Consider the following 25982-nt stretch of genomic DNA (forward strand, 5'->3'; position numbering starts at 1 on the left):
GAATCAGACACGGCGATACTCGGCAGGGGTGTCCGGAGGACTCCGGAGGGATCGGGAAATCCACGGGAGTCGGAACACCGGCTGCGCTGCGCGGTCACTCCACGGGATGCTTCGAACGAGCGCCGCCCATCGTGGCAGACGGGACCCCCGAGTGCTGACCGGCCGCCCTCGCCGCGGAACGCCCGGAACGGGCGACTCCCGCCCGCGTCACGCCACTTGGCCCACCCTGTGCACTTGCTCACAAGCCCCGCCGGGACACCTTCTGCCGCACTCGGGTGCACTCCTCACCGCCCGCGTTACGCCCACCCCCCGCACGGGCACCCGGGAGTCTGGGCGGGCCCGCCCGGGAGCCGCCGACATCACGATGGAGGGAGCGACATGGGACACGGAGGAAACGTCATCGAGGAGCTGGTGACGGACCACCGCGAGGTCGAGACGCTCTTCGGCCGCATCGAGGCGCTGCCGTCGGGCGACAAGGACCGCAAGGTGTACGCGGACCAGGTCACCATGGAATTGGTGCGCCACTCCGTGGCCGAGGAGGCCCACCTCTACCCGGCCGTGCGCGCGCATGTGCCCAACGGAGACGCGATGGCCGACAGGGAGCTCGAGGACCACGCCAAGGCGGAGCAGATCATGAAGGATCTGGAGCGCTGCGACGCGGACGACCCCGAGTTCGACCGGCTCATCGGCATGCTCATGATGGAGATCCGCTCGCACGTGGCCGACGAGGAGGAGAATCTCTTCCCCATGCTGCGCCAGTCGTGTCCGGCGGAGACCCTCGACGAACTGGGCGACAAGGTGCGGCAGGCGAAGAAGATGGCGCCGACCCGCCCGCACCCGTCCGCCCCGGACAAGCCCCCGGCCAACAAGCTGCTCGCGCCCGGCGTCGGAATGGTCGACCGGATGCGCGACATGCTGACGGGCCGCGGCAAGAAGGACTGAGCCGCACCCCCCATCCGGGGCGGTACGTCCTTCGGTGAACCCACAACCCCCCACCCGAAACGACCGCCATGGAGGTGTCATGGCCGGCATCACACCCCCCGACCTGCAGAAGGCCCTGTCCGGCGCGGAGTACCCGACGGACGCCAAGAAGCTGGCGAAGGTCGCCCGGGACAACCACGCGCCCAAGGAGGTCACCGAGCGGATCAAGAACCTGGGCAAGCAGGAGTTCCAGAACCCGGCCGAGGTGAGCAAGGCCGTGTTCCGCAACGAGTGACGACGAGTGACTCCGGCCCGCACAGCACACCACAGCTGTGCGCACAGCACGGCGGCCGTGGCCCACAGCCACGGCCGCCGTCGTGTGTGCCCACCGGGATCGGGGCCTCAGTGATCCGGGGGATCCGGGACCGGGGATCCGGGACCGGGCCTCAGCGATCGGGGGCCTAAGCGATCCGGGACCGGGCCTCGGCTACCCGACCGGGCCTCAGCCCACATACCTCCGCGCGGGCGAGTCCCGCCGCGCCTCCTCCAGCGCCACCAGCCGCTCCTCCAGGTCGGGCGGCACCGGGTCGCGCTGCCGCAGCACCCACGGCAGCCCGGCCGCGGCGTGGGCGAAGGCCCGCGCGGAGGCCCGGTCGTGCGGCACCGTGCGCAGCAGGTACCAGGTCCGGCGCAGCGCCGACTGCCAGGGGCGGCGCAGCCAGGTGAACCAAAGGGTGTTGCGCAGACCGAGGACACGCCGGTGGGTGCTGTCACGGACCGGGGAGGCGGCGTGGTGGATGGTGATCTCGGGGACGTAGCAGAGCCAGTGCCCGCGGCGCAGCAGGTCGGTGGCGAGCAGTTCCTCCTCGCCGCCGAGCCACAGTCCGGGGTGGAAGCCGCCCGCCGCGCGGAAGGCGTCGGCGCGCATCACGGTGGCGGCGGCGAGGAACGAGCCGAGGGCGGGGCCGGGCAGCCAGCCGGGCCCGGTGAGCGGCGAGTCGCGCAGCTCGGCGACGACGGGGTCCTCCTCCCCCGAGGGCTCGACGACGATCCGCGCGGTCACGGCGGCGACCTTCGGGTGGGCGTCCAGCACGTCCGCCGCGCGGCGCAGGGAGCCGGGTTCCCACCAGGTGTCGTCGTCGCAGAAGGCGACGTAGGGCGTGCGGACGTAGCGCACGGCGAGGTTGCGGCCGACGGCTCCAAGGTTGCGTCCGGGGCGCAGCAGCAGGACCTCGGGGTGGTCGCGGGCGACGGCGTCGGCGGTGCCGTCGGTCGACCCGTTGTCGGTGACGATCACCCGGGGCCGCTCCGGCAGGTCGCGCAGGGTGCGCAGGGTGCGCAGCAGTTCGGGGCGGCGGTCGCGGGTGATCACGACGACCGTGGTGCGGCCGTCCGGGCGGGCTGCTTCGTGGGTCACGGCCGGCTCCCCTCCAGCAGTCGGGCGGCTTGTTCGACTCGGTCGGGCAGCGGGGCGCGGTGCCTGAGGGCGGCGGGCAGCCGGGCGAGCGCTCCGCGCAGCGCGGCCCCCGCCGCGGGCTCGCCCCGTACGGCCGCGGCGGCGAGCCGGGCGGTGTCACGCAGGGCGACGGGGGCGGGGCGGCGCAGCCAGGCGGTGAGGAGTTCGTTGCGGCGCTGGACGGCGGAGCGGCCGGGCCGTTCGCCGGGGTCGGGGTGGTGCAGGGCGGTCACGGAGGGCACGTAGCACACGCCCCAGCCGCGGGCGGCGAGGTCGTAGGCGAGCAGGGTCTCCTCGCCGCCGAAGAACAGCACCGGGTGGTAGCCGCCGGCGTCGAGGAAGGCGCGGCGCCGCACCACGGACGCGCAGGCGAGGAAGCCGAGCACCGGCGTGCCGGGGAGCCCGGGGTCGGGCGGCAGCGGTGAGGCGGCGAGGACGGAGTTCAGCGGGTCCTCGGCGGCGTCGGGGCCGACGAGGGTGCGCGCGGCGAGCAGTCCGAGGCGCGGGTGCGCGTCGAGGACGTCGGCGGCGGTGGCCAGCGCGCCGGGCGCCCACCAGGAGTCGTCGTCGCTGAACGCGACGTACGGCGTGGTGGCGTGGCGTACGGCGAGGTTGCGGCCGAGGGCGCCGGTGTTGCGGCCGGGGGTGAGGACGCGGGCGCCCACGGGGTGGTCCCGGACGGCGGCGGCGGTGGCGTCGGCGGAGTCGTTGTCCACGACGATGACGGGGGGCCGCTCGGGCAGTTCGGCCAGCCGGTCCAGGGTGCGCAGCACGCTCGCGCGGCGGTTGCGGGTGATCACGGCGACGGTGATCCGCCCGGCCGCGGGCGCGCGGGACCGGACGGCGTCGGGCAGGGCCTGCTGGTGCACGCCTCACGTCCTTTCGTCGAGGAGCCTGTGCACGGCACCGACCACGTCCCGGGCCGTGCAGTCGTCCGGGGCGAGCAGCACGCTGGGCACGCCGTCCGGGCGGCGCGGTGCGCCCGGCGGGACGAGGGAGACGACCGGGGTGCCGGTGGCGGCGGCCAGATGGGCCGGGCCGGGCGCGCCGGTCACGACGGCGTCGGCGGCGCGCAGCACCCCGGCGAACCGCCTGGGGTCGGTCCGGCCGCCCAGGTCGACGGCGATGTCCCCGCTGACGTGCCGGGTCAGCGCGGTCTCGTCCTCTCCCCCGGTGACGACGACGCGGTGTCCGGCGTCGGCCAGCGCGGCGACCGCCTCGGCGCACCGGTCCGGGTCCCAGGCGTGGCCGGGCGGCCCGCCGCCGGGGTGGACGACGACGTAGGGCCCGGCGCCGGTGAGCTGGGCGGTGTCGGGCGGGGGCACCACCCGCAGCCGTCCGTCGTCCCCGGGGCGGGGGCGGAAGCCCAGCGCGGCGGCGGTGCCGAGGACGGCCCGGGCGCCTGCCTCGCCGCAGGCGGCGACGCGGTTCACGCGCGCCCTGAGCAGCAGCTGCTCGGTGGGGCGGGGGCTGTGTCCGTCGGGGGCGAAGACGAGGGCGACGTCGTAGGCCTCGGCCCGCAGCCGACGCACCAGCGGATCGTCGTCGTCCGCCCGGCCGCCCTCGGGGGGCTCCCATACGACGACGTCGTCGACGTGGGGCAGCAGCCGGGCGGCGGGCGCGCCGCCGGGTCCGCACAGCACCGTCACGGGGTGCGCCCGGGTGGCGACCGCGCGGACGGCGGGGCCGGCCAGGAGCGCTCCGGTGAACCCGTCGAGTGGTACGACCAGCGCCTTCACCGCTCGTCCACCCCCGGGTCGCCGGGCGCGGAGTGCTCGGCGAAGCAGGCGATGGTCCGCTTGAACCCTTCCTCCCAGGGGACTCTGGGCGCCCAGCCGTAGAGCTCCCGGGCGAAGGTGATGTCGGGCCGGCGCCGGGCGGGGCCGTGCGCGCGGCCGGGCCGGTACTCCAGGCGGGAGGAGGAGCCGGTCAGGTGGATGACCCGGCGGGCGATCTCCTCGACGGTCACCTCGTCGTCGCCGCCGATGTTCACGGGCCGTACGGCCCGGCTGGCGGCCACCCGCAGCACGCCCTCGACGATGTCGTCGACGTAGGCGAGCGAGCGGGTCTGGCTGCCGTCGCCGTCGACGGTGAGCGGGGCTCCGGCGAGCGCCTGCCGGATGAAGGTGGGCAGTGCCTGGCGGCCGTCCGCCCGCATCCGCGGGCCATAGGTGTCGAACAGACGGACGATCCCGGCGTCGGTGCCGCGGGCGGTGGCGCAGGCGGTGGTCAGAGCCTCGGCGAACCGCTTGCCCTCGTCGTGGGCGCTGCGCGGTGCGACCGGGTCGACCTGCCCCCAGCAGTCCTCGCGCTGCGGATGCGCGGCGGGGTCGCCGTAGACCTGGCAGGCGGAGGCCAGCAGGAAGCGGGCGCCGTCGCGCTCGGCGACGGCCAGCGCGTTGCGGGTGCCGGGCCCGGCGGCGTCCAGTGCGGCGAGGCGGCAGCCGAGGCAGTCGGCGGGCGAGGCAGGGCCCGCGAAGTGCAGCACCAGGTCGTAGGGGCCGGGCAGGGCGCCGGGGCAGCCGGGGGCGCTCACGTCCCGCTCCAGGAACCGGAATCCGGGGCGTCCGGCCAGATGGCGGATGTTGTCGAGGGAGCCGGACGACAGGTCGTCCAGGCAGTCGACCTCCACCCCGGCATCGATCAGACGTTCGCATATATGGGAGCCCAGAAAACCGGCGCCGCCGGTGACCAGGGCCCGTTTCCAGGCGGGCCGGGACATCGGCAGCGGTATCGCGGAGAACGCCATCGGCGTCATGTACACGGCCTCCTTCCGCCGATGAGGGCCCTGTTCCCCCGTCGAGGAGGATGGACGGCGAGCGGCGCCCGAGTGCCCCGCGGGGCCGCTTTCATACTCCGACGTCCGGTGCGGCTGTGCCACATGAGGCGCAGGTGACGGACGTCCCGCGGGCGTCACCCGTCCGGCGGTCCCGTTCCCCCGTCCGTCCCCCGGCCGTCGCCGTCCGGCCACCCGGCCGGACGGCGCCGTCTGGTGCACTTCCCCCGGTACCTGGGAAAGTTGACGCGACCTCAGGGGGGATGTGTGACACGACAGGTGACGAGACGTCAGAAGCGGTTCCCCGCGGGCAGAACGGTCCTGGCACTCCTCACGGCGCTCGGCTCACTGGCCGGTGCGGCCCTGATGGGGGCGGCACCGGCCGGCGCGGCGTCGGCCGTCCGCATCGCCCCGGGCGTGGGCTACGAGGTGTTCGACCTCCAGGCGGCCCAGGGACCGGCCCGCGCGCATGTGCTGGCCATCGATCTGCGCCACCCCAAGGTCCGCCTGGACCTGCTGTATCCGGGAGCGGTGGCCGCGCGGGCGACCGTGTCGCGGCTCGCCGACGGCCAGGGTGCCGTCGCGGGCGTCAACGGGGACTTCTTCAACATCACCGAGACCCAGCACCCCGGCGTCGAGGCGACCGGCGCGAGCGTCGGACCGGCCATCGCCGGCGGCCGGACGCTGAAGGCGGCGGTGCCGGACGGGCAGCGCTTCGGCCCGGCCCTGCCGCCCGGCACCTCCACCCGGGACGTGTTCGGCGTGGGCGTGGACCGCAGGGCCCGTCTGGACAGCCTGGCCCTGGACGGCTCGGTCACCACCGCCGCGGAGCGCGTACCGCTCGGCGGTCTCAACCAGTACGCCCTCCCGGTCGGCTCCGTCGGCGCCTTCACCGCGGACTGGGGCAACGCCTCCCGGGTGCGCGCCACCTGCGGCACCGACACCGAGCGCGCCGCGCCGTGCAGCACCGACACCCACGAGGTGACGGTCCGCGACGGCCGCGTGGTGACGACCGATCCGAACCCGGGCGGCGGCCCGATCGCCCCCGGCACCACCGTCCTCGTCGGGCGCGAGGCGGGTGCCCAGTGGCTGCGCAAGCTCTCCGTCGGCGACGCCGTACGGGTGAGCCACCGCCTGGTGGCCGCCCGGTCCCGCATCCCCTACCGCTTCGTCGTCGGCGGCTATCCGGTGCTCTCCGACGGACAGCCCCTGCCCGGCCTCGACAACCGGACCGCGGCCGTGCGCTCCGCGGTGGGCCTCGCGGACGGCGGCCGGCGGGTCCTGCTGCTCTCCCTCGACGGCTCCCCCGAGTACCGCACCGGTCTCACCATCGCCGAACTGGCCGACGTCCTGCGCCGCCTGGGCGCGGACGACGCCTTCAGCCTCGACGGCGGCGGCTCCTCCACCCTGGTCGCCCGCGCCCCGGGCACGACCACCGTCACCGTCCGCAACCACCCGGCGGGCGGCACCGAACGGCCGGTGCCGAACGGGATCGGGGTGTTCTCGGGCCCGTGACGACCACGCCCGAGGCCGGCTGTGACCCTACGGGGCAGGCCGTGCCCCCTACGGCCTGAGGCTGCTGACGATGTCCGCGGTCGCCGTCAGGCCGCTGTGGATCGTGGGGGCCACGCTCGTGCTCGCCAGGTAGAAGCCCAGCAGCAGGCAGACCAGCGCATGGGAGATCTTCAGGCCTCCGTTGCGCAGGAAGATCACCGCCAGGATCAGGAGCAGCAGCACCACAGAGATGGACACGGCCATCGTCAACCTCCTCCGCCACGCCGTCACGCGTCCGGTTCACGGCGTTCGGCCGCAAGTGTGGCGTAGCGGAGGGTTCGTCCGGGCGGCTGACCTGTCCTCCGAACGTGTGGTGTCTACGCCGGGTGGTGGGCGTCGAGGAAGGCTTCGAGGCCCGCGAGGTCGTCGGTGTTGAGGTGGTCGACGCCGGCGGCGAGGAGTTCGCTCCACACGGCGTGCCGCTCCGGGCCGGGCTGGTCGGGGGTGGCCCAGAAGCGGACCCGCTGCCCGCGCTCGTGCGCGGCGGCCACGATGGCGTGCAGCTTCTGCCGCTCGGCCGCGTGGAAGGGGCCGGTGCCCTGCCAGGTGAAGTGCCGCGTCCAGTTGTCGCTGATCAGCGGCGCGAAGGAGGCGGGCGCGGGGCCGCCGAGGTCGGTGAGCCGGCCGTCGTAGAAGGCCCGGCGGACGGTCTGGGCCTCCATGGGCGCGCGGGCCGCCCGGTCGCCGGAGATCACGGCGGTGACCGGGCCGGGGAACACCTGGCCGTGGGCGTAGGTGGTGAACAGGTGGCGGTAGCGGCGCAGATGCCGGTCCAGTTCCGCGTATGTCGTCGAGCCCTCGGTCTTGAGGTCGATCAGGAGCTGGAGGGAGCCGCGGTGGCCGCGGTAGACGGAGCCGTGGTGGGCGCGGACGCGGGCGGCGAGGGGGTCGAGGTAGAGGGCTTCCAGGGTGCGGGCCGGGTCGAGGTTCTCCGGGTCGTGGGCGACGAGGAGTCGGTCGCCGACGAGGAAGATGTCGGCCTCGACGCTGCCGAAGCGGTGGTCGAGGGCGTCGAGGAGGGGGCGGGGGTGCTCGTAGTCGTTGTGGGCGTGGGCGCGCCACAACGGGCGGGGTCCGCGGGGCTTCCCGGCGGCGAACGCGCCGCTCGCGGGCAGGGCGACGGCGCCCGCGAGGGCGGCGCCGAGGGTGGTGAGGGCTCTGCGGCGGGTGGTGAGGGCCATGCACTGCCTCCCTTGGGGTGCGGGACGGGACGCAGCGAGTATGCGATCGACCGGGGCTCAAGTGTCCGGTGTGTGCGGTGAGTTGGCCGGAGGGCCGCCGGTTGTTCACTTCGGTGCGGGAGCGCACACGGAAAGGCCCGCCCCTGGTGGGGCGGGCCTTCCTGAAGGTATGCCGGCTCGTCAGGGGGCCTGGATGTCCACGAGTTCGGCCAGCGCCGCGCGGTGGGCGCCCGCGGTGCCGTAGGCGATCGAGTCGGCCTTGGCCCGCTTCAGGTACAGGTGGACGGGGTGCTCCCAGGTCATGCCGATCCCGCCGTGCAGTTGCAGTGCCTCCTCGGCGGCGCGGACGGCGACCGGCGCGGCGTAGGCCTGGGCGACGGCGACCGCGACGTCGGCGTCCTCGCCGGTGGCCAGTGCGTCGGCCGCGCCCCGGGCGGCGGCGCGCAGGCTGACGACCTCCAGCCACAGCTGGGCGAGCCGGTGCTTGAGCGCCTGGAAGCCGCCGACGGGCCGGTTGAACTGCTTGCGGTCCTTGAGATAGCGGACCGTCTCCGTCAACGCCCAGTCGGCGACGCCCAGTTGCTCGGAGGCGAGCAGTCCGGCAGCGGTGCGCAGGGCGCGGCGTACGGCGGGTTCGGCGGTGCCGATCCGGCGGGCCGGGGCGCCGTCGAGGGTGACCGTCGCCGGCGGCCGGGTGAGGTCCAGCGACGTCCGGGGGGTGACGGTCGCGGCGGCGGCGTCGACCGCGTACAGCTCGCCGTCGTCGCCGGGCACGAGCAGGACGTCGGCGACGGCGGCGTCCGCGATGCCGGTCAGCTCCCCGTGCAGGAGCCCGTTCTCGACGCGTACGGTCTTCACCGCGCCGCCCGCCGCGACGTTCAGCGCGACGGCGAGGGCGCCGACGCTCCGGCCGGACGCCAGCTCCGCGAGCAGGTCGTCGGCGTCGTCACAGGCCAGCAGCGCCTCGGTGGCGACGACCGCACTCGTCAGATAGGGCACCGGGGCGACGGCGCGCCCCAGCTCCTCCAGGACGACGGCCGCTTCGCGGTGGGTGGCGCCCTGGCCGCCACGGTCCTCGGGCACCAGCAGCCCGGCGAGGCCCATGCCGTCGGTGAGCGCCTTCCACAACTTGAGGTCGTGCGGGGCGTCCGTCTCGACGCGCGCGATGACGGCGGCCGGGTCGCAGTGGTCGGCGAGCAGGTCCCGGACGGCGGCGCGCAGCGCCTCTTCCTCCTCCGAGTACAGCAGGTCGGGGTCGGTCATCGGGCGAGGTCCTTCCAGGCGACGTCCTTGTCGGTGCGCGGTTCGGCGGGCAGGCCGAGGACGCGCTCGGCGACGATGTTCAGCAGGACCTCGCTGGTCCCGCCCTCGATGCTGTTGCCCTTGGAGCGCAGATAGCGGTACCCGGCCTCGCGGCCGGTGAAGTCCACGTGCTCGGGGCGGCGCATGGTCCAGTCGTCGTACAGCAGGCCCTCCTCGCCGAGGAGTTCGACCTCCAGGCCGCTGATGGCCTGGTTGAGGCGGGCGAAGGCGAGCTTCATGCCGGCGCCCTCGGGACCGGGCTGTCCGGCGACGAGCTGCTGGCGCAGGCGTTCGCCGGTGAGGCGGGCGACCTCGGCCTCCACCCAGAGGGTGAGCAGCCGCTGGTGCAGGTCGGGGGTGCGCAGCTCGGGGCGTTCCCGCCAGGTCTTCACGACCGGGCCGATCATGCCGCCCTCGCGCGGGACGCGCATGCCGCCGATGGCGACGCGCTCGTTGTTCAGGGTGGTCTGCGCGACCCGCCAGCCGTCGCCGACCTCGCCGAGGCGGCGGGAGTCGGGGATGCGGACGTCGGTGAGGAAGACCTCGTTGAACTCGGCCTCGCCGGTGATCTGCCGCAGCGGGCGGACCTCGACGCCGGGGTCGGTCATGTCGCACAGGAAGTAGGTGATGCCCCGGTGCTTGGGCACGTCCGGGTCGGTGCGGGCGATGAGGATGGCCCAGCGGGCGAGGTGGGCGCTGGACGTCCACACCTTCTGCCCGTTGACCACCCAGCCTCCCCCACTCTCACGCACCGCGCGGGTGCCGAGCGCGGCGAGGTCGGATCCGGCGCCGGGCTCGCTGAAGAGCTGGCACCACACCTCCTCGCCGGTCCACAGCGGCTTCAGGAAGCGCTTCTTCTGCTCCTCGGTGCCGTACTGGAGGATCGTCGGGGCGGCCATGCCGAGGCCGATGCCGATGCGGCGGGGGTCGTTGTCCGGGGCGCCCGCGGCCTCGAGTTCGGCGTCGACGACGGCCTGGAGGGAGCGCGGGGCGCCGAGTCCGCCGAGGCCTTCGGGGAAGTGCACCCAGGCGAGCCCCGCGTCGAAGCGGGCCCGCAGGAACTCCAGCCGGTCGGTTTCGGCGGGTGGGTGCGCGGCCAGGAACTCCCGGGTGCGGCGGCGCAGTTCGGCGGCGTCGGTCATGCGGACTCCTCCATCACGACGGCGATCCGGCCGGTGCTGCGGCCGTCCGCGACTTTCTGCACGGCGGCCGCGGCCTCGGCGAGCGGGACGCGCTCGCTGACCAGCGGCTTGATCGCGCCGCGGGCGGCCAGCTCGGTGAGCTGGTCGTGGCAGTGCCGCACCAGCTTCGGGTTCTTGGTGTTGTACAGGCCCCAGTGCAGTCCGAGGACCGAGTAGTTCTTCACCAGGGCGTGGTTGAGGGCGGGGCTCGGGATGGTGCCGCTGGCGAAGCCGACGACCACGATCCGCCCCTCGAAGGCGACCGTCTTGGCGGACTGGGTGTAGGCCTCGCCGCCGACCGGGTCGTAGATCACGTCGGCGCCGCGGCCTGCGGTGGCCTCCTTGACGGCGGCGACGACGTCCTCGGCCCGCCGGTCGATCACCACGTCGCAGCCCAGCTCGCGGGCGACGGCGGCCTTCTCGGCGCCGCCGACGACACCGATGACGGTGGCGCCGGCCGCCTTGCCGAGCTGCACGGCCGCGCTGCCGACCCCTCCTGCGGCAGCGTGGACGAGCAGCGTCTCGCCGGCTTCCAGCCCGGCCCGGCGGTGCAGGCCGAACCAGCCGGTCTGGTAGCCGATGTGCAGGGCGGCGGCCTCCGCGTCGTCCAGCGACTCGGGGGCGGGCAGCAGCGCGGCGGCGTCCGCGACGGCGTACTCGGCGAAACCGCCGTACGGCAGCGCCGGGTTGCCGATGACACGGCGGCCGTCCTCGGTCTCGCCGCAGATCTCCACGCCGGGGGTGAACGGCAGCGGCGGGCGGATCTGGTACTGGCCCCGGCACAGCAGCGCGTCCGGGAAGTTGATGTTCGCGGCGCGGACCCTCACCAGGACCTGGCCGTCGCCGGGCGTGGGCCGCTCGGCCTCCGCCAGGCGCATCACCTCACTCGGCTCGCCGTTCTCGTGCACGTGCCATGCCTGCATGCGGGGCCTCCACGGGACTGCTTCGTCTGACCGGGGTCGAACCGCATACTAAGCGGTCGCTTGCCGATCAGGGAACAGTCGCGTGGGTCACCCGTCCGGCACCTTCACCGTCCTCACCCGTTCGAGGCCGCCTTCGGCCGCGCCCGCACATGCATCCGCTCCCCCTGCGGGCCGAACAGACTCAGGAACTCCACCGGCCCCTCCCCCGCCGACCCGAACCAGTGCGGCACCCGGGTGTCGAACTCGGCGGCCTCCCCCGCCGTGAGCACCACGTCGTGATCGCCCAGGACCAGGCGCAGCCGCCCGGACAGCACGTACAGCCACTCGTACCCCTCGTGGGTGCGCGGCTCCGGCTCCCGGTTGCGCCGCGGCTCGATGATCTTGTACGCGTGGAGCCCGCCCGGCTGGCGGGTGAGCGGCCACAGGGTCCGGCCGTCCCGCGTGAGCGGCTTCGCCCGCACCCGCGGATCGCCGACCGCCGGGGCCCCCACCAGCTCGTCCAGGGGCACATGGTGGGCCTGGGCGATCGGCAGCAGCAGCTCCAGGGAGGGTTTGCGCTGCCCCGACTCCAGCCGCGAGAGGGTGCTCACCGAGATGCCCGTGGTCTCGGAGAGGGCCGCGAGCGTCACCTCCCGCTCCTTCCGGATCCGCCGCAGTCTGGGGCCGACGCCCGCGAGTACCTCTTCCGTCGTCATGGTCGTATTGCAGTTTCGGCAAACATGTTTGTCAATGCCGCACCGCTTCGGCGACCGTCGGACGTGGAGGTGGTCACCATGACCGAGAACCCGAACGCGAACGACAACCCGAACGGGAACGGCACCGGGAACGCGGACGACACCGCGTACGAAGTGATCGTCGTCGGCGGGGGCGCCGCCGGCCTGTCCGCCGCGCTGGTGCTGGGCCGGGCCCGGCGCCGCACCCTGGTCGTCGACGCGGGCGAGCCCCGCAACGCGCCCTCCGCCCATATGCAGGGCTATCTGTCGCGGGACGGCATGCCGCCCGCCGAGTTCCTGGCCCTCGGCCGCGAGGAGATCGCCCGCTACGGCGTCGGCCTCGTCCGGGACCGGGCGGTGGACGTCACCCGCGACGGCGCCGACGGGGACTTCGCCGTGCGCCTGGCGAGCGGGCGGACCGTGCGCGCCCGGCGGCTCGTCGTCACCACCGGCCTCAAGGACGAGCTGCCCGCCGTGCCGGGCGTCGCCGAGCGGTTCGGCCGGGACGTGCTGCACTGCCCGTACTGCCACGGCTGGGAGGTCCGCGACCAGGCCTTCGGCGTGCTCGGCGCGACCCCGCTGAGCGTGCACCAGGCGCTGATGGTCTCCCAGTGGTCCAAGGACGTGACGTTCTTCCTGCACACGGTCGCCGAGGAGGATCTGTCGGACGACGATCTGCGCCGGCTGGCCGCCGCGGGGGTCTCCGTGGTGCCCGGCGAGGTGGCGGGCCTGGTGGTCGAGGACGACCGGCTGACCGGGGTGCGGCTCGCGGACGGGACGGTCCACGCGCGCGAGGCGCTGTTCGTCTCCCCGCGCCCGGTGCCGCAGACCGCGCTGCTGGAGCGGCTGGGCGCCGACTTCCACGACACCCCGTTCGGCAGCTACCCGGTGGTCGACGCGAACGGCCTGACCAGCGTCCCCGGCGTCTGGGCGGCGGGCAACGCGATCGGGTTCGCCGAGCAGGTCGTCCACGCGGCGAGCGGCGGCTACCGGGCCGCCGCGGCCCTCAACGGCGAACTGCTGATGACGGACCTGGACGTTCTGGCACCGGCCTCGCGGGGCTGAGGCCGGTCCGCCCTCTACCCGCCCCCGCCCGCAGGTGTGGAACCGCCCCGACCGGTGCACCATGAAACCCATGCTGCTGGCCCGGCTCGCCCAGGTGTCCCGGGAGGTCGCCGCCACCTCGGCGCGGTCCCGGAAGACCGCGCTGCTCGCACAGCTGTTCCGGGAGGCCGAGGCGGCGGACGCCCCCGTCGTCATCCCGTATCTGGCGGGCCGGCTGCCGCAGGGGCGGCTCGGTGTCGGCTGGAAGGTGCTCGGCCGCCCGGTCGCCCCGGCCGCCGAACCGACCCTGACCGTGCGCGAGGTGGACGCCCGGCTCACCGAACTGGGCAAGGTCGCCGGGCCCGGCTCGCAGGCCGAGCGGGCCCGGCTGGTCGGGGAGCTGATGGGCGCGGCCACCGAGGAGGAGCAGCGGTTCCTGCTCGGCCTGCTCACCGGAGAGGTCCGGCAGGGCGCGCTCGACGCGGCGGCCGTGGAGGGCCTGGCGGAGGCGACGGGCGCGCCGCCCGCCGAGGTCCGCCGCGCGGTGATGCTGGCGGGCTCGCTCCAGACCGTGGCGGAGGCGCTGCTCACCGAGGGCCCGGCCGCGCTGGAGCGGTTCCGGCTCACCGTCGGCCGCCCGGTGCTGCCGATGCTCGCGCACAGCGCGTCCTCGGTGGCGGAGGCGGTCTGCAAGCTGGGCGCGTGCGCGGTGGAGGAGAAGCTGGACGGCATCCGCGTACAGGTCCACCGGGACGGCGGCACCGTACGGCTGTACACCCGCACCCTCGACGACATCACGGACCGCCTCCCCGAGGTGACGTCGGCGGCGCTGGAGCTGCGCGGTGAGCGCTTCGTGCTCGACGGCGAGGTCATCGCCTTCGACGAGGACGGCCGGCCGCGCTCGTTCCAGGAGACAGCGGGCCGGGTCGGCTCCCGGGTGGACGTGGCGACCGCCGCCGAGGCGGTCCCGGTCTCCCCCGTCTTCTTCGACGCCCTCGCCGTCGACGGCCGCGACCTGCTCGACCTGCCGTTCGCCGAGCGGCACGCGGAGCTGGCCCGGCTGGTGCCCGAGCCGATGCGGGTGCGGCGCACGGTGGTGTCCGGCCCCGACGACCTGCCCGCGGCGGAGGAGTTCCTGGCGCGGACGCTGGCCCGCGGCCACGAGGGCGTGGTGGTCAAGGACCTCGCCGCGCCCTACAGCGCGGGCCGGCGCGGCGCGTCCTGGCTGAAGGTCAAACCGGTGCACACCCTCGACCTGGTGGTCCTGGCCGCCGAGTGGGGCCACGGCCGGCGCACCGGCAAGCTGTCCAACCTGCACCTGGGCGCCCGCCGCGCGGACGGCTCGTACGCCATGCTCGGCAAGACCTTCAAGGGCATGACCGACGCGATGCTGGCCTGGCAGACGGAACGCCTGCGAGGACTGGCATTGTCCGACGACGGCCATGTGGTGACCGTACGGCCGGAGCTGGTGGTGGAGATCGCCTACGACGGCCTGCAGCGCTCCACCCGCTACCCGGCCGGCGTCACCCTCCGCTTCGCCCGCGTGATCCGCTACCGCGAGGACAAGCGCCCGGAGGACGCCGACACCGTCGAGACCCTGCTGGCCGCCCATCCGGAGGTACGGCGGTGACGGCGCGGCGCAGCGCGGGCCTGCTGCTGTTCCGGCGCTCCGAGCAGGGCCTGGAGGTGCTGCTCGGGCACATGGGCGGCCCGTTCTTCACCCGGCGGCAGGCCGGCGCGTGGACCGTCCCGAAGGGTGAGTACGACCCGGACGAGCCCGCCTGGGAGGCGGCCCGCCGGGAGTTCCGCGAGGAGCTGGGGGTGGCGCCGCCGGACGGGGAGGCCGTACCGCTCGGTGAGGTCCGGCAGACCGGCGGCAAGATCGTCACAGTGTGGGCGGTGGAGGGGGACCTGGACCCGGAGACCATCGCCCCCGGCACGTTCTCGATGGAGTGGCCGCCGAAGAGCGGGCGGACGCAGGAGTTCCCGGAGCTGGACCGGGTCCGGTGGTTCGGCCTGGACGCGGCGAGGACCGTGATCGTCACCGCGCAGACCGCGTTTCTCGACCGGCTGGCGGAGCACTCGCCCTGAGCGTGAGCCGCCAGGGGCGCCCGGTGCCGGATGGGGCGCCCCGGAGGCGGACAAACCAACACGGACGCCCCGCGTTGCGGCCCCCGCCGCCGCGCGCGAAGGTCGAAGCACAGTCCCTTGCCAGGAGGTCAGCCATGCCCATCGCGACGGTGAACCCGGCGAACGGCGAGACGGTCAAGACGTACGAGGCCATGGGCGAGGAGGAGATCGCACGCCGTCTCCAGCTCGCCGAGGCCACCTTCCGCACCTACCGGACGACCTCCTTCGCCGAGCGGGCCCGGCTCATGCACCGGGCCGCCGACCTCCTCGACGAGGACCAGCAGGACATCGCCCGGGTGATCACCACCGAGATGGGCAAGCCGGTCCGGCAGGCGCGCGCGGAGGCGGCCAAGTGCGCCAAGGCGATGCGCTGGTACGCCGACCACGCCGAGGAGCTGCTGGCCGACGAGGAGCCCGCCGAGGCGGACGTGAAGGACTCGGGCGCCTCCCGCGTGCTGGTCCGCTACCGTCCGCTCGGCCCGGTCCTCGCGGTGATGCCGTGGAACTTCCCGCTGTGGCAGGTGATCCGGTTCGCCGCGCCCGCGCTGATGGCGGGCAACGTCGGCCTGCTCAAGCACGCCTCGAACGTCCCCCAGACCGCGCTCTACCTGGAGGACCTGTTCCACCGCGCCGGCTTCACCGAGGGCGCGTTCCAGACCCTGCTGATCGGCTCCGCGGCGGTCGACGACATCCTGCGCGACGAGCGGATCAAGGCGGCCACCCTCACCGGCAGCGAGCCCGCGGGCCGCGCGGTCGCCTCCACCGCCGGAGAGATGATCAAGAAGACGGTGCTGGAGCTGGGCGGCAGCGACCCCTTCATCGTGATGCCGTCGGCGGACCTGGACCGGGCCGCCGAGGTGGCCGTGAACGCCCGCTGCCAGAACGCCGGTCAGTCCTGCATCGCCGCCAAGCGGTTCATCGTGCACGCGGACGTCCACGACGCCTTCGCCGAGCGGTTCACGGCCGGGATGAAGGCACTGAAGGTGGGCGACCCCACGGACGAGGAGACCGAGGTCGGGCCGCTGTCCAGCGAGCGCGGGCGGGCCGATCTGGAGGAGCTGGTGGACGACGCGGTGCGCGGCGGCGCGAGCGTGCTGTGCGGTGGCGAACGGCCCGACGGGCCCGGCTGGTACTACCCGCCGACCGTGCTCACCGGGATCACCCGCGAGATGCGCATCCACCGCGAGGAGGCGTTCGGACCAGTCGCCACGCTGTACCGGGCGGGCGATCTCGACGAGGCCGTGCTGATCGCCAACGACTCGCCCTTCGGACTGAGTTCGAACGTGTGGACCCGCGACGAGAGCGAGGTCGACCGGTTCGTACGGGACCTGGAGGCGGGCGGGGTGTACGTCAACGGGATGACCGCGTCCCATCCGGCGTTCCCGTTCGGCGGAGTGAAGCGGTCCGGTTACGGGCGTGAGCTGTCCGGGCACGGAATCCGCGAGTTCTGCAACATCACCACGGTTTGGCACGGTGCGTGAGGGCCGCACGGATACGATCCCGGTTGTGAACCGCGAAGTGACTCTGCCTCTGATCGTCGATGACCGCGGGAACCTCCAGGTGGCCGCGGCCGATGTGAGCAAGCTGCTCCGCATGGTGGGCGGGCGGTGGCTGCATCTCGTCGAGGCCGGTGAGGAGGGGCTCGACGAGGACACCGTGGCCGCGTTGACGATCGAGCTGGCGAAGCTGGCCGACCGGATCGACGTGGCGTGCATCGCGCACAGCAGCGGAGCGCCGTAGAACGCGCGTCAGGCGCGCCGCCTGGCCCGGTACTCCTTGCAGAACTCGCGGAGGATGAAGCAGCCCGCGGTGGCGACGGCGAGCAGCACCAGGAGGCCGAGCAGGCCGGGAAGAACGATCATGCGGTCAGCATGACAGACGCCCTTCCCGGCCGGCGCCGGCGGTGTGCCGTTCGCTAGCGGATCGGCATGCCCGACAGGGTGCGGGCGATGACCAGGCGCTGGATCTCGCTGGTGCCCTCGAAGATGGTGTAGATGGCGGCGTCCCGGTGCATGCGCTCCACCGGGTACTCCCGGGTGTAGCCGTTGCCGCCGAGGATCTGGATCGCCTGGGCGGTGACCTTCTTGGCGGTCTCGCTCGCGAACAGCTTCGACATCGAGCCCTCCGCGGCGGTGAACGGCTTGCCGTTGATCGCCATCCAGGAGGCCCGCCACACCAGCAGGCGGGCGGCGTCGATCTGGGTGCGCATGTCGGCGAGCTGGAAGGCGACGCCCTGGTTGTCGATGATCGGGCGGCCGAACTGCTCGCGGGTCTTCGCGTAGTCGAGGGCGACCTCGTACGCGGCGCGGGCGGTGCCGACGGCCATGGCGCCGACGGCCGGGCGGGACGCCTCGAAGGTGGCCATGGCCGCGTTCTTCAGGCGCTCGCCGCCCCCCTTGGCCTTCTCACGGGCCCGGGCGAGCCGCTCGTCCAGCTTCTCCTTGCCGCCGAGCAGGCAGGAGCCGGGGACGCGCACGTTGTCGAGGATGACCTCGGCGGTGTGCGAGGCGCGGATCCCGTGCTTCTTGAACTTCTGGCCCTGGGACAGGCCGGGGGTGTTCGGCGGGATGATGAAGGACGCGTGGCCCTTGGAGCCCAGCTCGGGGTCGACGACCGCGACGACCACGTGGACGTTGGCGATGCCGCCGTTGGTGGCCCAGGTCTTGGTGCCGTTGATCACCCACTCGTCCTTGGCCTCGTCGTAGACGGCGCGGGTGCGCATGGAGGCGACGTCGGAGCCGGCGTCGGGCTCGGAGGAGCAGAACGCGGCGACCTTGACGTCGTTCGCGTCGCCGTACATCTGGGGGATCCAGGTGCCGATCTGCTCCTCGGTGCCGTTGGCGAGGACGCCGACGGCGGCGAGGCCGGTGCCGACGATGGACAGGGCGATGCCCGCGTCACCCCAGAACAGCTCCTCCATGGCCATGGGTATGCCGAGGCCGGTGGGGTCGAAGTACTGCTGGGCGTAGAAGTCGAGGGAGTAGATGCCGACCTTGGCGGCCTCCTGGATGACCGGCCAGGGGGTCTCCTCGCGCTCGTCCCACTCGGCGGCCGCGGGGCGGATCACGTCGGCGGCGAAGCCATGGAGCCAGTCCCTGACCTCCTTCTGTTCGTCGTTCAGCTCCATGGTGAACTCGGCCATGTCCCCTCCAGCGGCGCACGTGCGTGTTACTTGCGGTAACCGCAGTCTGTTACCGGCGGGTAGGAAAAGTCAACTCACCAGAGCCCCCCGGCAGCCCGTTCGATGCGCGAGGGCCGTCGAGTGCTACTTTGCCCAGGCGTTACCGAGAGAGCACGGGTGGGGAGAGACCATGGACACCACGCAGCGGACCGAGCAGCAGCGGTCCGCCGACCGCCGACGGCGCGAGCTGCTGGAGGCCGCGGACCGGGTGGTGCTGCGGGACGGACCGCAGGCGTCGATGAACGCCATCGCCGCGGAGGCGGGTATCACCAAGCCCATCCTCTACCGCCACTTCGGCGACAAGGGCGGGCTGTACGCGGCGCTCGCCAAGCGCCACACCGACGCGCTCCTCGACTCCCTGCGGGCGGCGCTGGACGCGCCCGCGGACCGGCGCGAGCGGGTCGAGTCCACGCTGGACACCTATCTCGCGGCCATCGAGGCGCGGCCCCAGGTCTACCGGTTCCTGATGCATCCGGCGGAGGGCGGCCAGACCGGCGACCAGGGCTTCGACGTCGGCAAGCACTCGGCGCCCGTGCTCCGCAGGATGGGCGAGGAGCTGGGCAAGGTCATCCAGGAGCGGGTCGACCTCGGGCCGGACAGCGAGCGCCTGGCGCGGGTGTGGGGACACGGCATCGTCGGGATGATGCACGCGGCCGGGGACTGGTGGCTGGGGGAACGGCCGTGTTCGCGGCAGGAGTTGGTGCGCGCCCTGGCCGATCTGCTGTGGGGCCGGCTCGCGGCCGCGGGGGACAGGATGGGCGGTCCGGGGTTCTGACGGTCAGCTTTCGGCTGCAGGCCGTGTCTGGTTTCTCGCGCCCACGCGGCGGAGCCGCATAGAGATACGGCCCCGCGCCCCTGACGAGTTCACCCTGGCCGGCGCCAAGAGGCTCGGCTCACTTTTCGCATCAGCCTGCGGTGGCGCCAACCCTGTACGCGGTCCGCGTAGACCTTCCCCTCCAGGTGGTCGCACTCGTGCTGGAGGCAGCGGGCGAAGAAGCCCGTGCCGTGGACCGTGACCGGCTCGCCGGTCATCGTGAAGCCCTCGACGACCGCGTGGTCGTAGCGCTCCGTGCCCGCCTCCAGGCCCGGCAGGGACAGACAGCCCTCCGGGCCACGGATCACCACCCCGTCCGTCTCCACCAGACGCGGGTTCACCACATGCCCGAGATGCCGGACATCCTCGTCGTCCGGGCAGTCGTAGACGAACACCCGCACCGACTCCCCCACCTGGTTCGCCGCCAGCCCCACCCCCCGGGCCGCGTACATCGTCGCGAACAAGTCCTCCACGAGCCGGGACAGTTCGGGGCCGAAGTCGGTGACCTCCGCGCACGGCGTGTGCAGAGCGGGGTCGCCGAACAGGGTGAGGGGCCGGACGCGCCCGCGGGCGCCCGGGATCGAGCCGTGTCGCATGGCCGCAAGGGTACGGTTCCCTCAGCCCTCGCAGTGCCGCACAGCCGCGGGCGCGGGCCGGGATTCGGGAGTGCGAATGGATCTCGATAGGCTGACCACCACCACGTTGCCGAAGGCTTGAGGCGCGGCGCGTACGCAAGGAGGATCGAGAACTGATGGCAGGCAACTCGGACCCGCTCACGCCGCGGGCCAAGCTGGCCGTGACCGCGGGCAAGGCGGTCGCAGCGGCATCCCGTGCCGCGGGACGCGGCAGCGGTTCGGTGATCGGGGGCCGGGTGGCCCTGAAACTCGACCCCGACCTCCTCGCCCGGCTCGCCCAGAACCTGGACGTCGTCCTGGTCTCGGCGACCAACGGCAAGACCACCACCACCCGGCTGATCGCCGAGGCCCTGCGGGCCGCGGGCCCGGTCGTGTCCAACGCGCTCGGCGCGAACATGCCGGCCGGCATCACCTCGGCGCTGGCGGGCGGCTCGGACGCCAAGTACGGCGTGATCGAGGTCGACGAGAAGTACCTCGCGGGCGTCGCCCGGGACACCGACCCCAAGTGCATCGCGCTGCTGAACCTCTCCCGCGACCAGCTCGACCGGGCCGCCGAGACCCGCATGCTCGCCGAGAACTGGCGCGAGGGCCTGGCCGGCTCCAAGGCCGTGATCGTCGCCAACGCCGACGACCCGCTGGTCGTGTGGGCGGCCTCGTCCTCCCCGAACGTGATCTGGGTCGCCGCCGGGCAGATGTGGAAGGACGACGCCTGGTCCTGCCCCGCCTGCGGCGGTGTGATGCAGCGCCCCGGCGACGACTGGTTCTGCGGCGAGTGCGGCTTCCGCCGCCCCACCCCGACCTGGGCGCTCTCCGGCGACCACGTCCTCGACCCGCACGGCTCGGCCTGGCCGATCCACCTCCAGCTGCCGGGCCGCGCCAACAAGGCCAACGCCGCCTCCTCGGCCGCCGTCGCCGCCGTCTTCGGCGTGCCCCCACAGGTGGCCCTGGAGCGCATGTACCAGGTGCAGGCCGTCGCCGGACGCTACGACGTCGTCCAGTTCCAGGGCCGTGACCTGCGGCTGCTGCTGGCGAAGAACCCGGCCGGGTGGCTGGAGACGTTCTCCCTCATCGACCCGCCGCCCACCCCGGTGATCCTCTCCGTGAACGCGCGCAGCGCCGACGGCACCGACACCTCCTGGCTGTGGGACGTCGACTACACCCGGCTCACCGGCCACCCGATCTTCGTCATCGGCGACCGCAAGCTCGACCTGGCGGTCCGCCTGGAGGTCGCCAACCAGCACTTCCAGGTCTGCGACAACCTCGACCAGGCCGTGCAGACGTGCCCGCCGGGCCGGATCGAGGTCATCGCGAACTACACCGCGTTCCAGGATCTGCGCCGCCGCGTCGGCAACTGAGTGAGTCGGAAGGACAGTGACTATGAGCGACAACGGTCTGCGGATCGTCTGGATCTACCCCGACCTGCTCAGCACCTACGGCGACCAGGGCAACGTCCTCGTCGTGGAGCGCCGGGCGCGGCAGCGGGGCCTGGACGTGGCCCGGCTCGACGTGCGCAGCGACCAGCCGATCCCGACCTCCGGCGACATCTATCTGATCGGCGGCGGCGAGGACCGGCCGCAGCGCCTCGCGGCCGAGCGGCTGCGCCGGGACGGCGGTCTGCACCGGGCGGTGGAGAACGGCGCGATCGTGTTCTCGGTCTGCGCCGGCTACCAGATCCTCGGCCACGAGTTCATCAACGACCTCGGCCAGCGCGAGCCCGGCCTCGGCCTGCTCGACGTGGTGTCGGTGCGCGGTGAGGGCGAGCGGTGCGTGGGCGACGTGCTCGCGGACATCGACCCGCGGCTCGGGCTGCCGCCGCTGACCGGCTTCGAGAACCACCAGGGCGTCACCCACCTCGGGCCCACGGCCCGCCCGCTGGCGCAGGTGCGGCTCGGCAAGGGCAACGGCACGGGCGACGGCACGGAGGGGGCGTACAACGACACCGTCTTCGGCACGTACATGCACGGTCCCGTCCTCGCCCGCAACCCGCTGATCGCGGACCACCTGCTGAAGCTGGCCCTCGACGTCAACGCGCTGCCGCCGGTGGACGACCGCTGGTACGAGGCCCTGCGCAACGAGCGCATCGCGGCTGCGCAGCAGCCTGCGTGAACACTGTTGCGCAGCAGCCTGCGTGAACACCTTTGCGCAGCAGCCTGCTTAACCGGTTTTCCATCGGGGGTTCATGAGCCCGTCTGATGGTGCATCCGCACAGGTGAGCGGGGTCGTCCAGCAGGCGGACGCCTGGTTCGGCCCCGCCCCCGAATGCCGCTAGGGTGGCGGGGATTCCCGCCGGACAGCGTGGTCCGGTCACCGGCCCACGTTGAGAAGGTATTCGGGCTATGCGCATTGGTGTCCTCACGTCCGGCGGCGACTGCCCCGGTCTGAACGCCGTCATCCGGTCCGTCGTGCACCGTGCCGTCGCCGACCACGGCGACGAGGTCATCGGTTTCCGGGACGGCTGGAAAGGCCTCCTGGAGTGCGACTACACGAAGCTCGACCTTGACGCGGTCGGCGGCATCCTCGCCCGCGGCGGCACCATCCTCGGCTCCTCCCGGGTCCGTCCCGAGCATCTGCGGGACGGCGTGGAGCGGGCCAAGGGGTATGTCGCGGAGCTGGGTCTCGACGCGATCATCCCGATCGGCGGCGAGGGCACGCTGAAGGCGGCCCGGCTGCTGTCGGACAGCGGTCTGCCCATCGTGGGCGTGCCGAAGACCATCGACAACGACATCGCTGTCACCGACGTCACCTTCGGCTTCGACACCGCCGTCGGCGTCGCCACGGAGGCGCTGGACCGGCTGAAGACCACCGCCGAGTCCCACCAGCGGGTGCTGATCGTCGAGGTCATGGGCCGGCACACCGGCTGGATCGCGCTGCACTCCGGGATGGCGGCGGGCGCGCACGCCATCGTGGTGCCGGAGCGGCCGTTCGACATCGACGAGCTGACCGCGCGGGTCGGCGAGCGGTTCGAGGCGGGCAAGCGGTTCGCCATCGTCGTCGCGGCGGAGGGCGCCAAGCCGAAGCCCGGGACCATGGCCTTCGACGAGGGCGGCAAGGACATCTACGGGCACGAGCGGTTCGCCGGGATAGCGCGTCAGCTCTCCGTGGAGCTGGAGCAGCGGCTCGGCAAGGAGGCGCGGCCGGTGATCCTCGGGCATGTGCAGCGGGGCGGGACGCCGACGGCGTACGACCGGGTGCTGGCGACGCGGTTCGGGTGGCACGCGGTGGAGGCCGCTCATCGCGGCGAGTTCGGGATGATGACGGCGCTTCGGGGGACCGACATCGTGATGGTGTCCCTGGCGGAGGCCGTCGAGTCCTTGAAGACCGTTCCGGAGGAGCGGTACGCGGAAGCGGAGTGTGTGCTTTAACCGTCCGGCGGGTGTGGGTTGTCTGTGGTTTCTCGCGCAGTTCCCCGCGCCCCTGAGGTGAGTCCAGCGGCCCCCGGTCGAAAGGCCGGCCGGGGGCCGCTTTACTCTTGTGGGCGGTACAGACAGCACAAACCCCCCACGAAACAGGAGCCGGCGGATGGATCACAGCGGGCACGGCATGATGATGGATCTGCCGCCGTTCACGCTGGGGAGGGGGTTGCAGTGGTCCGCGGACCCCTTCTTTCTCGTCGCGTGTCTGCTGGGTCTTGCGCTCTACGGCTGGGGTGTCGTCCGGCTGACGCGGCGGGGTGACAAGTGGCCGGTCGGGCGGACCGTCTCCTTCGTCGCCGGTGTGCTCAGCATCGGGCTGATGATGAACACCGCGCTGAACGACTACGGCATGGTCATGTTCAGCGTGCACATGGTGCAGCACATGGTGATCAGCATGCTGTCGCCGATCCTGCTGCTGCTCGGTGCCCCGATCACGCTGGCGCTGCGGGCGCTGCCGCCGGCCGCGCGGGGCAGCAAGGGGCCGCGCGAGCTGCTGCTGATGCTGCTGCACAGCCGGTACATGCGGATCGTCACCCACCCGGTCTTCACGATCCCGCTGTTCATCGCCAGCCTGTACGCCCTGTACTTCACCCCGCTGTTCGACTTCCTGATGGAGTCCAAGCCGGGCCACATCGCGATGATGGTCCACTTCCTCGCGACCGGTCTGGTGTTCTTCTGGCCGATCATGGGCGTGGACCCGGGTCCGCACCGGCCCGGCTATCTGATGCGGATGCTGGAGCTGTTCGCGGGCATGCCGTTCCACGCGTTCTTCGGCATCGCGCTGATGATGGCGTCGCAGCCGATGGTCGGCACCTACGCCGATCCCCCCGCCTCCCTCGGCATCGACGCGCTCTCCGACCAGAACGCGGCCGGCGGTATCGCCTGGGCGTTCAGCGAGATCCCGTCCGTGCTGGTGCTGATCGCGCTGCTGTTCCAGTGGTACGGCTCCGAGCAGCGGCAGGCCAAGCGCAAGGACCGGGCCGCGGATCGTGACGGCGACAAGGAACTCGAGGCTTATAACGCCTATTTGGCCTCACTGAACGCACGAAGCCGCTGAACTTCTTTTCCGGGCGGTTCGGTTCAGTAGCATGAAACGCGTCGGGGGGACCGCCGGGGGGAGCGGTGATGGCCGTTCGCGTTGTGCTGCGCAGGGTCGCGTTCGCGTTGGTGTGCGTACTGATATCGAGCGGGTGTCAGAGCGACGAACGTGCGTTCGCGGTGAAAGCCGTGGCGGCGGGTGTGCCGTCCCTGGCTCCGTTCTTCGACGAGGACGCCGGGCTCGGGCATGACGCGGGCGTACGCTCGCGACCTGCGCCCGGCGGGGTCCAGCAGGGTGACACACCCGGTCTCTACGGCGGCACGAGGGAGCCGGAGATCTGTGATGTCGACCGGCTGGAGGAATTCCTCACGGATCCCGCGAATGAGCGGAAAACACAGGCCTGGGCTTCCGTGCTCGGTGTCACCACCGATGGGATTCCGCGATATCTCGACCGGCTGACACCGGTTCTTCTGCGGACCGACACGCTGGTGAAGAACCACGACTACAAGAAGGAAAAAGCGGTTCCCTTCGATGCCCTGCTCCAGGCGGGAATCGCGATTCTCGTCGACGAGCGGGGGCTGCCCGCCGTGAAGTGCTCGTGCGGAAATCCGCTGCGTCCCTTCGAGGGGGACATCAGGAGGATTTCCGTCCGGTTCGAGGACGGCAACGAGAAGTGGAAGGGCTTCGACCGCTCGTCCGTCGTGGCCGTACGGCCCGCTCCCCGGACTCTGGACCGGCTGGCCCTGGTCGATGTCGAGGACCCGGGCCGGGGCATCCACCGGCCCGCCGGGACGACCGGCCCGGACGACTCGGTCTTCGACGCGAGGGAACCGCGTGCGGTGCCCGAGGTGACCGGGTCGGCCTTCGGGCGGGCGAGCCGGGTGCTGGCCGGGGCGGGGCTCGCCGTCGTGGTCGACGGGGGCGGGCTGCCGCCGCACGACGCCCGGGTCACGGCGTCCGACCCGCCGGCGGGGACCGAGCTGCCGTTCGGCGCGTTCGTGCGGGTGCGGGTGAGCGGCGCGGGCGGGGGTGACGGCGCGGGGGGTGGATCGGGGTCGGTCCCGGGGGCCTCGGGCTCGTCGGGCTCGTCGGGCTCGTCGGAGGTGTCCGGCTCCGGGGGATCCCCGGGTTCGCCGGGTTCCTCCGGCTCGTCGGACGCGTCCGGCTCCGGGGAACCCAAACCCTCGGACTCCCCGGGCTCCCCGGTTTCGCCGGAATCGCCGGAATCGCCGGGCGCGTCGGATCCCGCAGGGTCCCGAGACCCCTCGGATTCGCCCGGCTCATCGGACTCGCCTGGACCGTCCGGGCCCTCGGGGCCGTCGAAGCCGTCTGAGCCTTCGGACTCCCCCGGCTCCTCGGCCTCGCCCGGCCACTCCGACCCGCCGGGCTCCTCCGACTCCCCCGGCTCTCCCAACCGCCCAGGCTCTTCCGGCTCCCCCGGCGACGGCTACCCCGGCTCCCCGGACCCGCCACGCCCGTCCGACTCGCTCAGGCCCCCCGGCTCCCCCAGCTCCGCCGCCCCCACGCGGGCGCCCTCCGAGCGACCACCGTCCCCCTCTCCCCCAAGGGACGAGCCCCCGTCGTCGCCCGCCTCCTCCACGCCGCCGCCGTCACCGCCCCCGCCCAGTGATCCGCCCCCCAGTGCTCCGGCTCCACCCCCCACTCCCGCCGGCGCCCCCGCCAACGTCGCCCCCACCCCCACCACCACTCCGTAGCCCC

At 73.1% G+C, this 25982-nt stretch carries 26 protein-coding genes; 14 read left to right on the forward strand and 12 right to left on the reverse strand.

What is annotated here, in order from left to right:
- Window positions 1-378 precede the first annotated feature (378 nt).
- Together ACIG0D_RS30825 and ACIG0D_RS30830 are read left to right on the forward strand one after the other, a co-directional pair.
- Window positions 379-942, forward strand: coding sequence for a hemerythrin domain-containing protein (locus ACIG0D_RS30825; RefSeq protein WP_399807383.1), 564 nt, complete (start codon window positions 379-381; stop codon window positions 940-942).
- Between the two features lie 79 nt (window positions 943-1021).
- Window positions 1022-1216 carry a DUF2795 domain-containing protein gene (locus tag ACIG0D_RS30830; protein ID WP_399807385.1) on the forward strand — a complete coding sequence of 65 codons (195 nt, stop codon included), beginning with the start codon at window positions 1022-1024 and terminating at the stop codon, window positions 1214-1216.
- A 207-nt stretch (window positions 1217-1423) separates the two neighbouring features.
- Here the strand turns inward: ACIG0D_RS30830 and ACIG0D_RS30835 are convergent, their stop codons facing one another.
- The 4 genes from ACIG0D_RS30835 to ACIG0D_RS30850 are packed head-to-tail and all read right to left on the reverse strand — an operon-like array spanning window position 1424 to window position 5126.
- Complete coding sequence (locus ACIG0D_RS30835; RefSeq protein ID WP_399807388.1) at window positions 1424-2338, reverse strand: glycosyltransferase family 2 protein; 915 nt, start codon at window positions 2336-2338, stop codon at window positions 1424-1426.
- The gene (locus tag ACIG0D_RS30840; RefSeq protein ID WP_399807577.1) at window positions 2335-3231 is read right to left on the reverse strand and encodes a glycosyltransferase family 2 protein; all 897 of its coding nucleotides are present in this window, start codon (window positions 3229-3231) and stop codon (window positions 2335-2337) included. The genes ACIG0D_RS30835 and ACIG0D_RS30840 overlap by 4 nt, the downstream gene beginning before the upstream one ends.
- A gap of 18 nt (window positions 3232-3249) precedes the next feature.
- Window positions 3250-4116 (reverse strand): glycosyltransferase family 9 protein, encoded by an 867-nt coding sequence (locus tag ACIG0D_RS30845; RefSeq protein WP_399807391.1) that lies wholly within the window; start codon window positions 4114-4116, stop codon window positions 3250-3252.
- Window positions 4113-5126: an NAD-dependent epimerase/dehydratase family protein gene (locus tag ACIG0D_RS30850; protein ID WP_399807580.1), complete on the reverse strand. Its 1014-nt coding sequence runs from the start codon at window positions 5124-5126 to the stop codon at window positions 4113-4115. The genes ACIG0D_RS30845 and ACIG0D_RS30850 overlap by 4 nt, the downstream gene beginning before the upstream one ends.
- A gap of 306 nt (window positions 5127-5432) precedes the next feature.
- Between ACIG0D_RS30850 and ACIG0D_RS30855 the strand changes: the two genes are divergently transcribed.
- A complete protein-coding gene (locus ACIG0D_RS30855; RefSeq protein ID WP_399807394.1) occupies window positions 5433-6668 on the forward strand; it encodes a phosphodiester glycosidase family protein in 1236 nt (411 codons plus the stop codon).
- Between the two features lie 48 nt (window positions 6669-6716).
- Here ACIG0D_RS30855 and ACIG0D_RS30860 read toward each other — a convergent pair whose 3' ends face one another.
- The 6 genes from ACIG0D_RS30860 to ACIG0D_RS30885 all read right to left on the reverse strand — a co-directional run bounded on the left by ACIG0D_RS30860 (window position 6717) and on the right by ACIG0D_RS30885 (window position 11989).
- Window positions 6717-6911 carry a hypothetical protein gene (locus ACIG0D_RS30860; protein ID WP_365768608.1) on the reverse strand — a complete coding sequence of 65 codons (195 nt, stop codon included), beginning with the start codon at window positions 6909-6911 and terminating at the stop codon, window positions 6717-6719.
- Window positions 6912-7024: 113 nt separating this feature from the next.
- Entirely contained in the window at window positions 7025-7888 is an 864-nt protein-coding gene (locus tag ACIG0D_RS30865) for a phosphatidylinositol-specific phospholipase C/glycerophosphodiester phosphodiesterase family protein (RefSeq protein WP_399807398.1), read from the reverse strand.
- Window positions 7889-8068: 180 nt separating this feature from the next.
- Window positions 8069-9151, reverse strand: coding sequence for an acyl-CoA dehydrogenase family protein (locus tag ACIG0D_RS30870; protein WP_399807400.1), 1083 nt, complete (start codon window positions 9149-9151; stop codon window positions 8069-8071).
- Window positions 9148-10332 carry an acyl-CoA dehydrogenase family protein gene (locus ACIG0D_RS30875; RefSeq protein ID WP_399807402.1) on the reverse strand — a complete coding sequence of 395 codons (1185 nt, stop codon included), beginning with the start codon at window positions 10330-10332 and terminating at the stop codon, window positions 9148-9150. Before ACIG0D_RS30875 ends, ACIG0D_RS30870 begins: the two co-directional genes overlap by 4 nt.
- Window positions 10329-11294, reverse strand: a complete 966-nt coding sequence (locus ACIG0D_RS30880) for an NADPH:quinone oxidoreductase family protein (RefSeq protein ID WP_399807404.1) — start codon at window positions 11292-11294, stop codon at window positions 10329-10331. Before ACIG0D_RS30880 ends, ACIG0D_RS30875 begins: the two co-directional genes overlap by 4 nt.
- A gap of 113 nt (window positions 11295-11407) precedes the next feature.
- A complete protein-coding gene (locus ACIG0D_RS30885; RefSeq protein ID WP_399807407.1) occupies window positions 11408-11989 on the reverse strand; it encodes a helix-turn-helix domain-containing protein in 582 nt (193 codons plus the stop codon).
- A 78-nt stretch (window positions 11990-12067) separates the two neighbouring features.
- Between ACIG0D_RS30885 and ACIG0D_RS30890 the strand changes: the two genes are divergently transcribed.
- The 5 genes from ACIG0D_RS30890 to ACIG0D_RS30910 all read left to right on the forward strand — a co-directional run bounded on the left by ACIG0D_RS30890 (window position 12068) and on the right by ACIG0D_RS30910 (window position 16921).
- Window positions 12068-13072 (forward strand): NAD(P)/FAD-dependent oxidoreductase, encoded by a 1005-nt coding sequence (locus ACIG0D_RS30890; RefSeq protein WP_399807410.1) that lies wholly within the window; start codon window positions 12068-12070, stop codon window positions 13070-13072.
- A gap of 70 nt (window positions 13073-13142) precedes the next feature.
- Complete coding sequence (locus ACIG0D_RS30895; protein WP_399807413.1) at window positions 13143-14681, forward strand: ATP-dependent DNA ligase; 1539 nt, start codon at window positions 13143-13145, stop codon at window positions 14679-14681.
- A complete protein-coding gene (locus ACIG0D_RS30900; protein WP_399807416.1) occupies window positions 14678-15142 on the forward strand; it encodes an NUDIX domain-containing protein in 465 nt (154 codons plus the stop codon). The genes ACIG0D_RS30895 and ACIG0D_RS30900 overlap by 4 nt, the downstream gene beginning before the upstream one ends.
- 134 nt (window positions 15143-15276) lie before the next feature.
- Complete coding sequence (locus tag ACIG0D_RS30905) at window positions 15277-16662, forward strand: NADP-dependent succinic semialdehyde dehydrogenase (RefSeq protein ID WP_399807418.1); 1386 nt, start codon at window positions 15277-15279, stop codon at window positions 16660-16662.
- A 25-nt stretch (window positions 16663-16687) separates the two neighbouring features.
- Entirely contained in the window at window positions 16688-16921 is a 234-nt protein-coding gene (locus ACIG0D_RS30910; protein WP_165996104.1) for a DUF6213 family protein, read from the forward strand.
- A 175-nt stretch (window positions 16922-17096) separates the two neighbouring features.
- On the opposite strand, the gene ACIG0D_RS30915 is transcribed toward ACIG0D_RS30910, so the two are convergent.
- A complete protein-coding gene (locus tag ACIG0D_RS30915; RefSeq protein ID WP_399807423.1) occupies window positions 17097-18323 on the reverse strand; it encodes an acyl-CoA dehydrogenase family protein in 1227 nt (408 codons plus the stop codon).
- A 169-nt stretch (window positions 18324-18492) separates the two neighbouring features.
- On the opposite strand from ACIG0D_RS30915, the gene ACIG0D_RS30920 reads away from it, so the two are divergent.
- Window positions 18493-19137, forward strand: a complete 645-nt coding sequence (locus tag ACIG0D_RS30920) for a TetR family transcriptional regulator (RefSeq protein WP_399807426.1) — start codon at window positions 18493-18495, stop codon at window positions 19135-19137.
- An 89-nt stretch (window positions 19138-19226) separates the two neighbouring features.
- On the opposite strand, the gene def is transcribed toward ACIG0D_RS30920, so the two are convergent.
- Entirely contained in the window at window positions 19227-19772 is a 546-nt protein-coding gene (gene def, locus ACIG0D_RS30925; RefSeq protein WP_399807429.1) for a peptide deformylase, read from the reverse strand.
- Between the two features lie 155 nt (window positions 19773-19927).
- Between def and ACIG0D_RS30930 the strand changes: the two genes are divergently transcribed.
- From ACIG0D_RS30930 to ACIG0D_RS30950, 5 genes are all read left to right on the forward strand, one after another.
- Entirely contained in the window at window positions 19928-21166 is a 1239-nt protein-coding gene (locus tag ACIG0D_RS30930) for a MurT ligase domain-containing protein (protein WP_399807432.1), read from the forward strand.
- Between the two features lie 22 nt (window positions 21167-21188).
- Window positions 21189-21917, forward strand: coding sequence for a type 1 glutamine amidotransferase (locus ACIG0D_RS30935; protein ID WP_165996115.1), 729 nt, complete (start codon window positions 21189-21191; stop codon window positions 21915-21917).
- A 230-nt stretch (window positions 21918-22147) separates the two neighbouring features.
- Window positions 22148-23173 (forward strand): 6-phosphofructokinase, encoded by a 1026-nt coding sequence (locus ACIG0D_RS30940; RefSeq protein ID WP_399807435.1) that lies wholly within the window; start codon window positions 22148-22150, stop codon window positions 23171-23173.
- 157 nt (window positions 23174-23330) lie between these two features.
- Complete coding sequence (locus ACIG0D_RS30945) at window positions 23331-24281, forward strand: cytochrome c oxidase assembly protein (protein ID WP_399807438.1); 951 nt, start codon at window positions 23331-23333, stop codon at window positions 24279-24281.
- Window positions 24282-24349: 68 nt separating this feature from the next.
- Window positions 24350-25978, forward strand: coding sequence for a DUF6777 domain-containing protein (locus tag ACIG0D_RS30950; protein ID WP_399807441.1), 1629 nt, complete (start codon window positions 24350-24352; stop codon window positions 25976-25978).
- Window positions 25979-25982 lie beyond the last annotated feature (4 nt).

Origin of the sequence: Streptomyces sp. NPDC052773 (assembly GCF_044547145.1) — a bacterium.
In the GTDB taxonomy this organism is placed as follows: Bacteria; Actinomycetota; Actinomycetes; order Streptomycetales; family Streptomycetaceae; genus Streptomyces.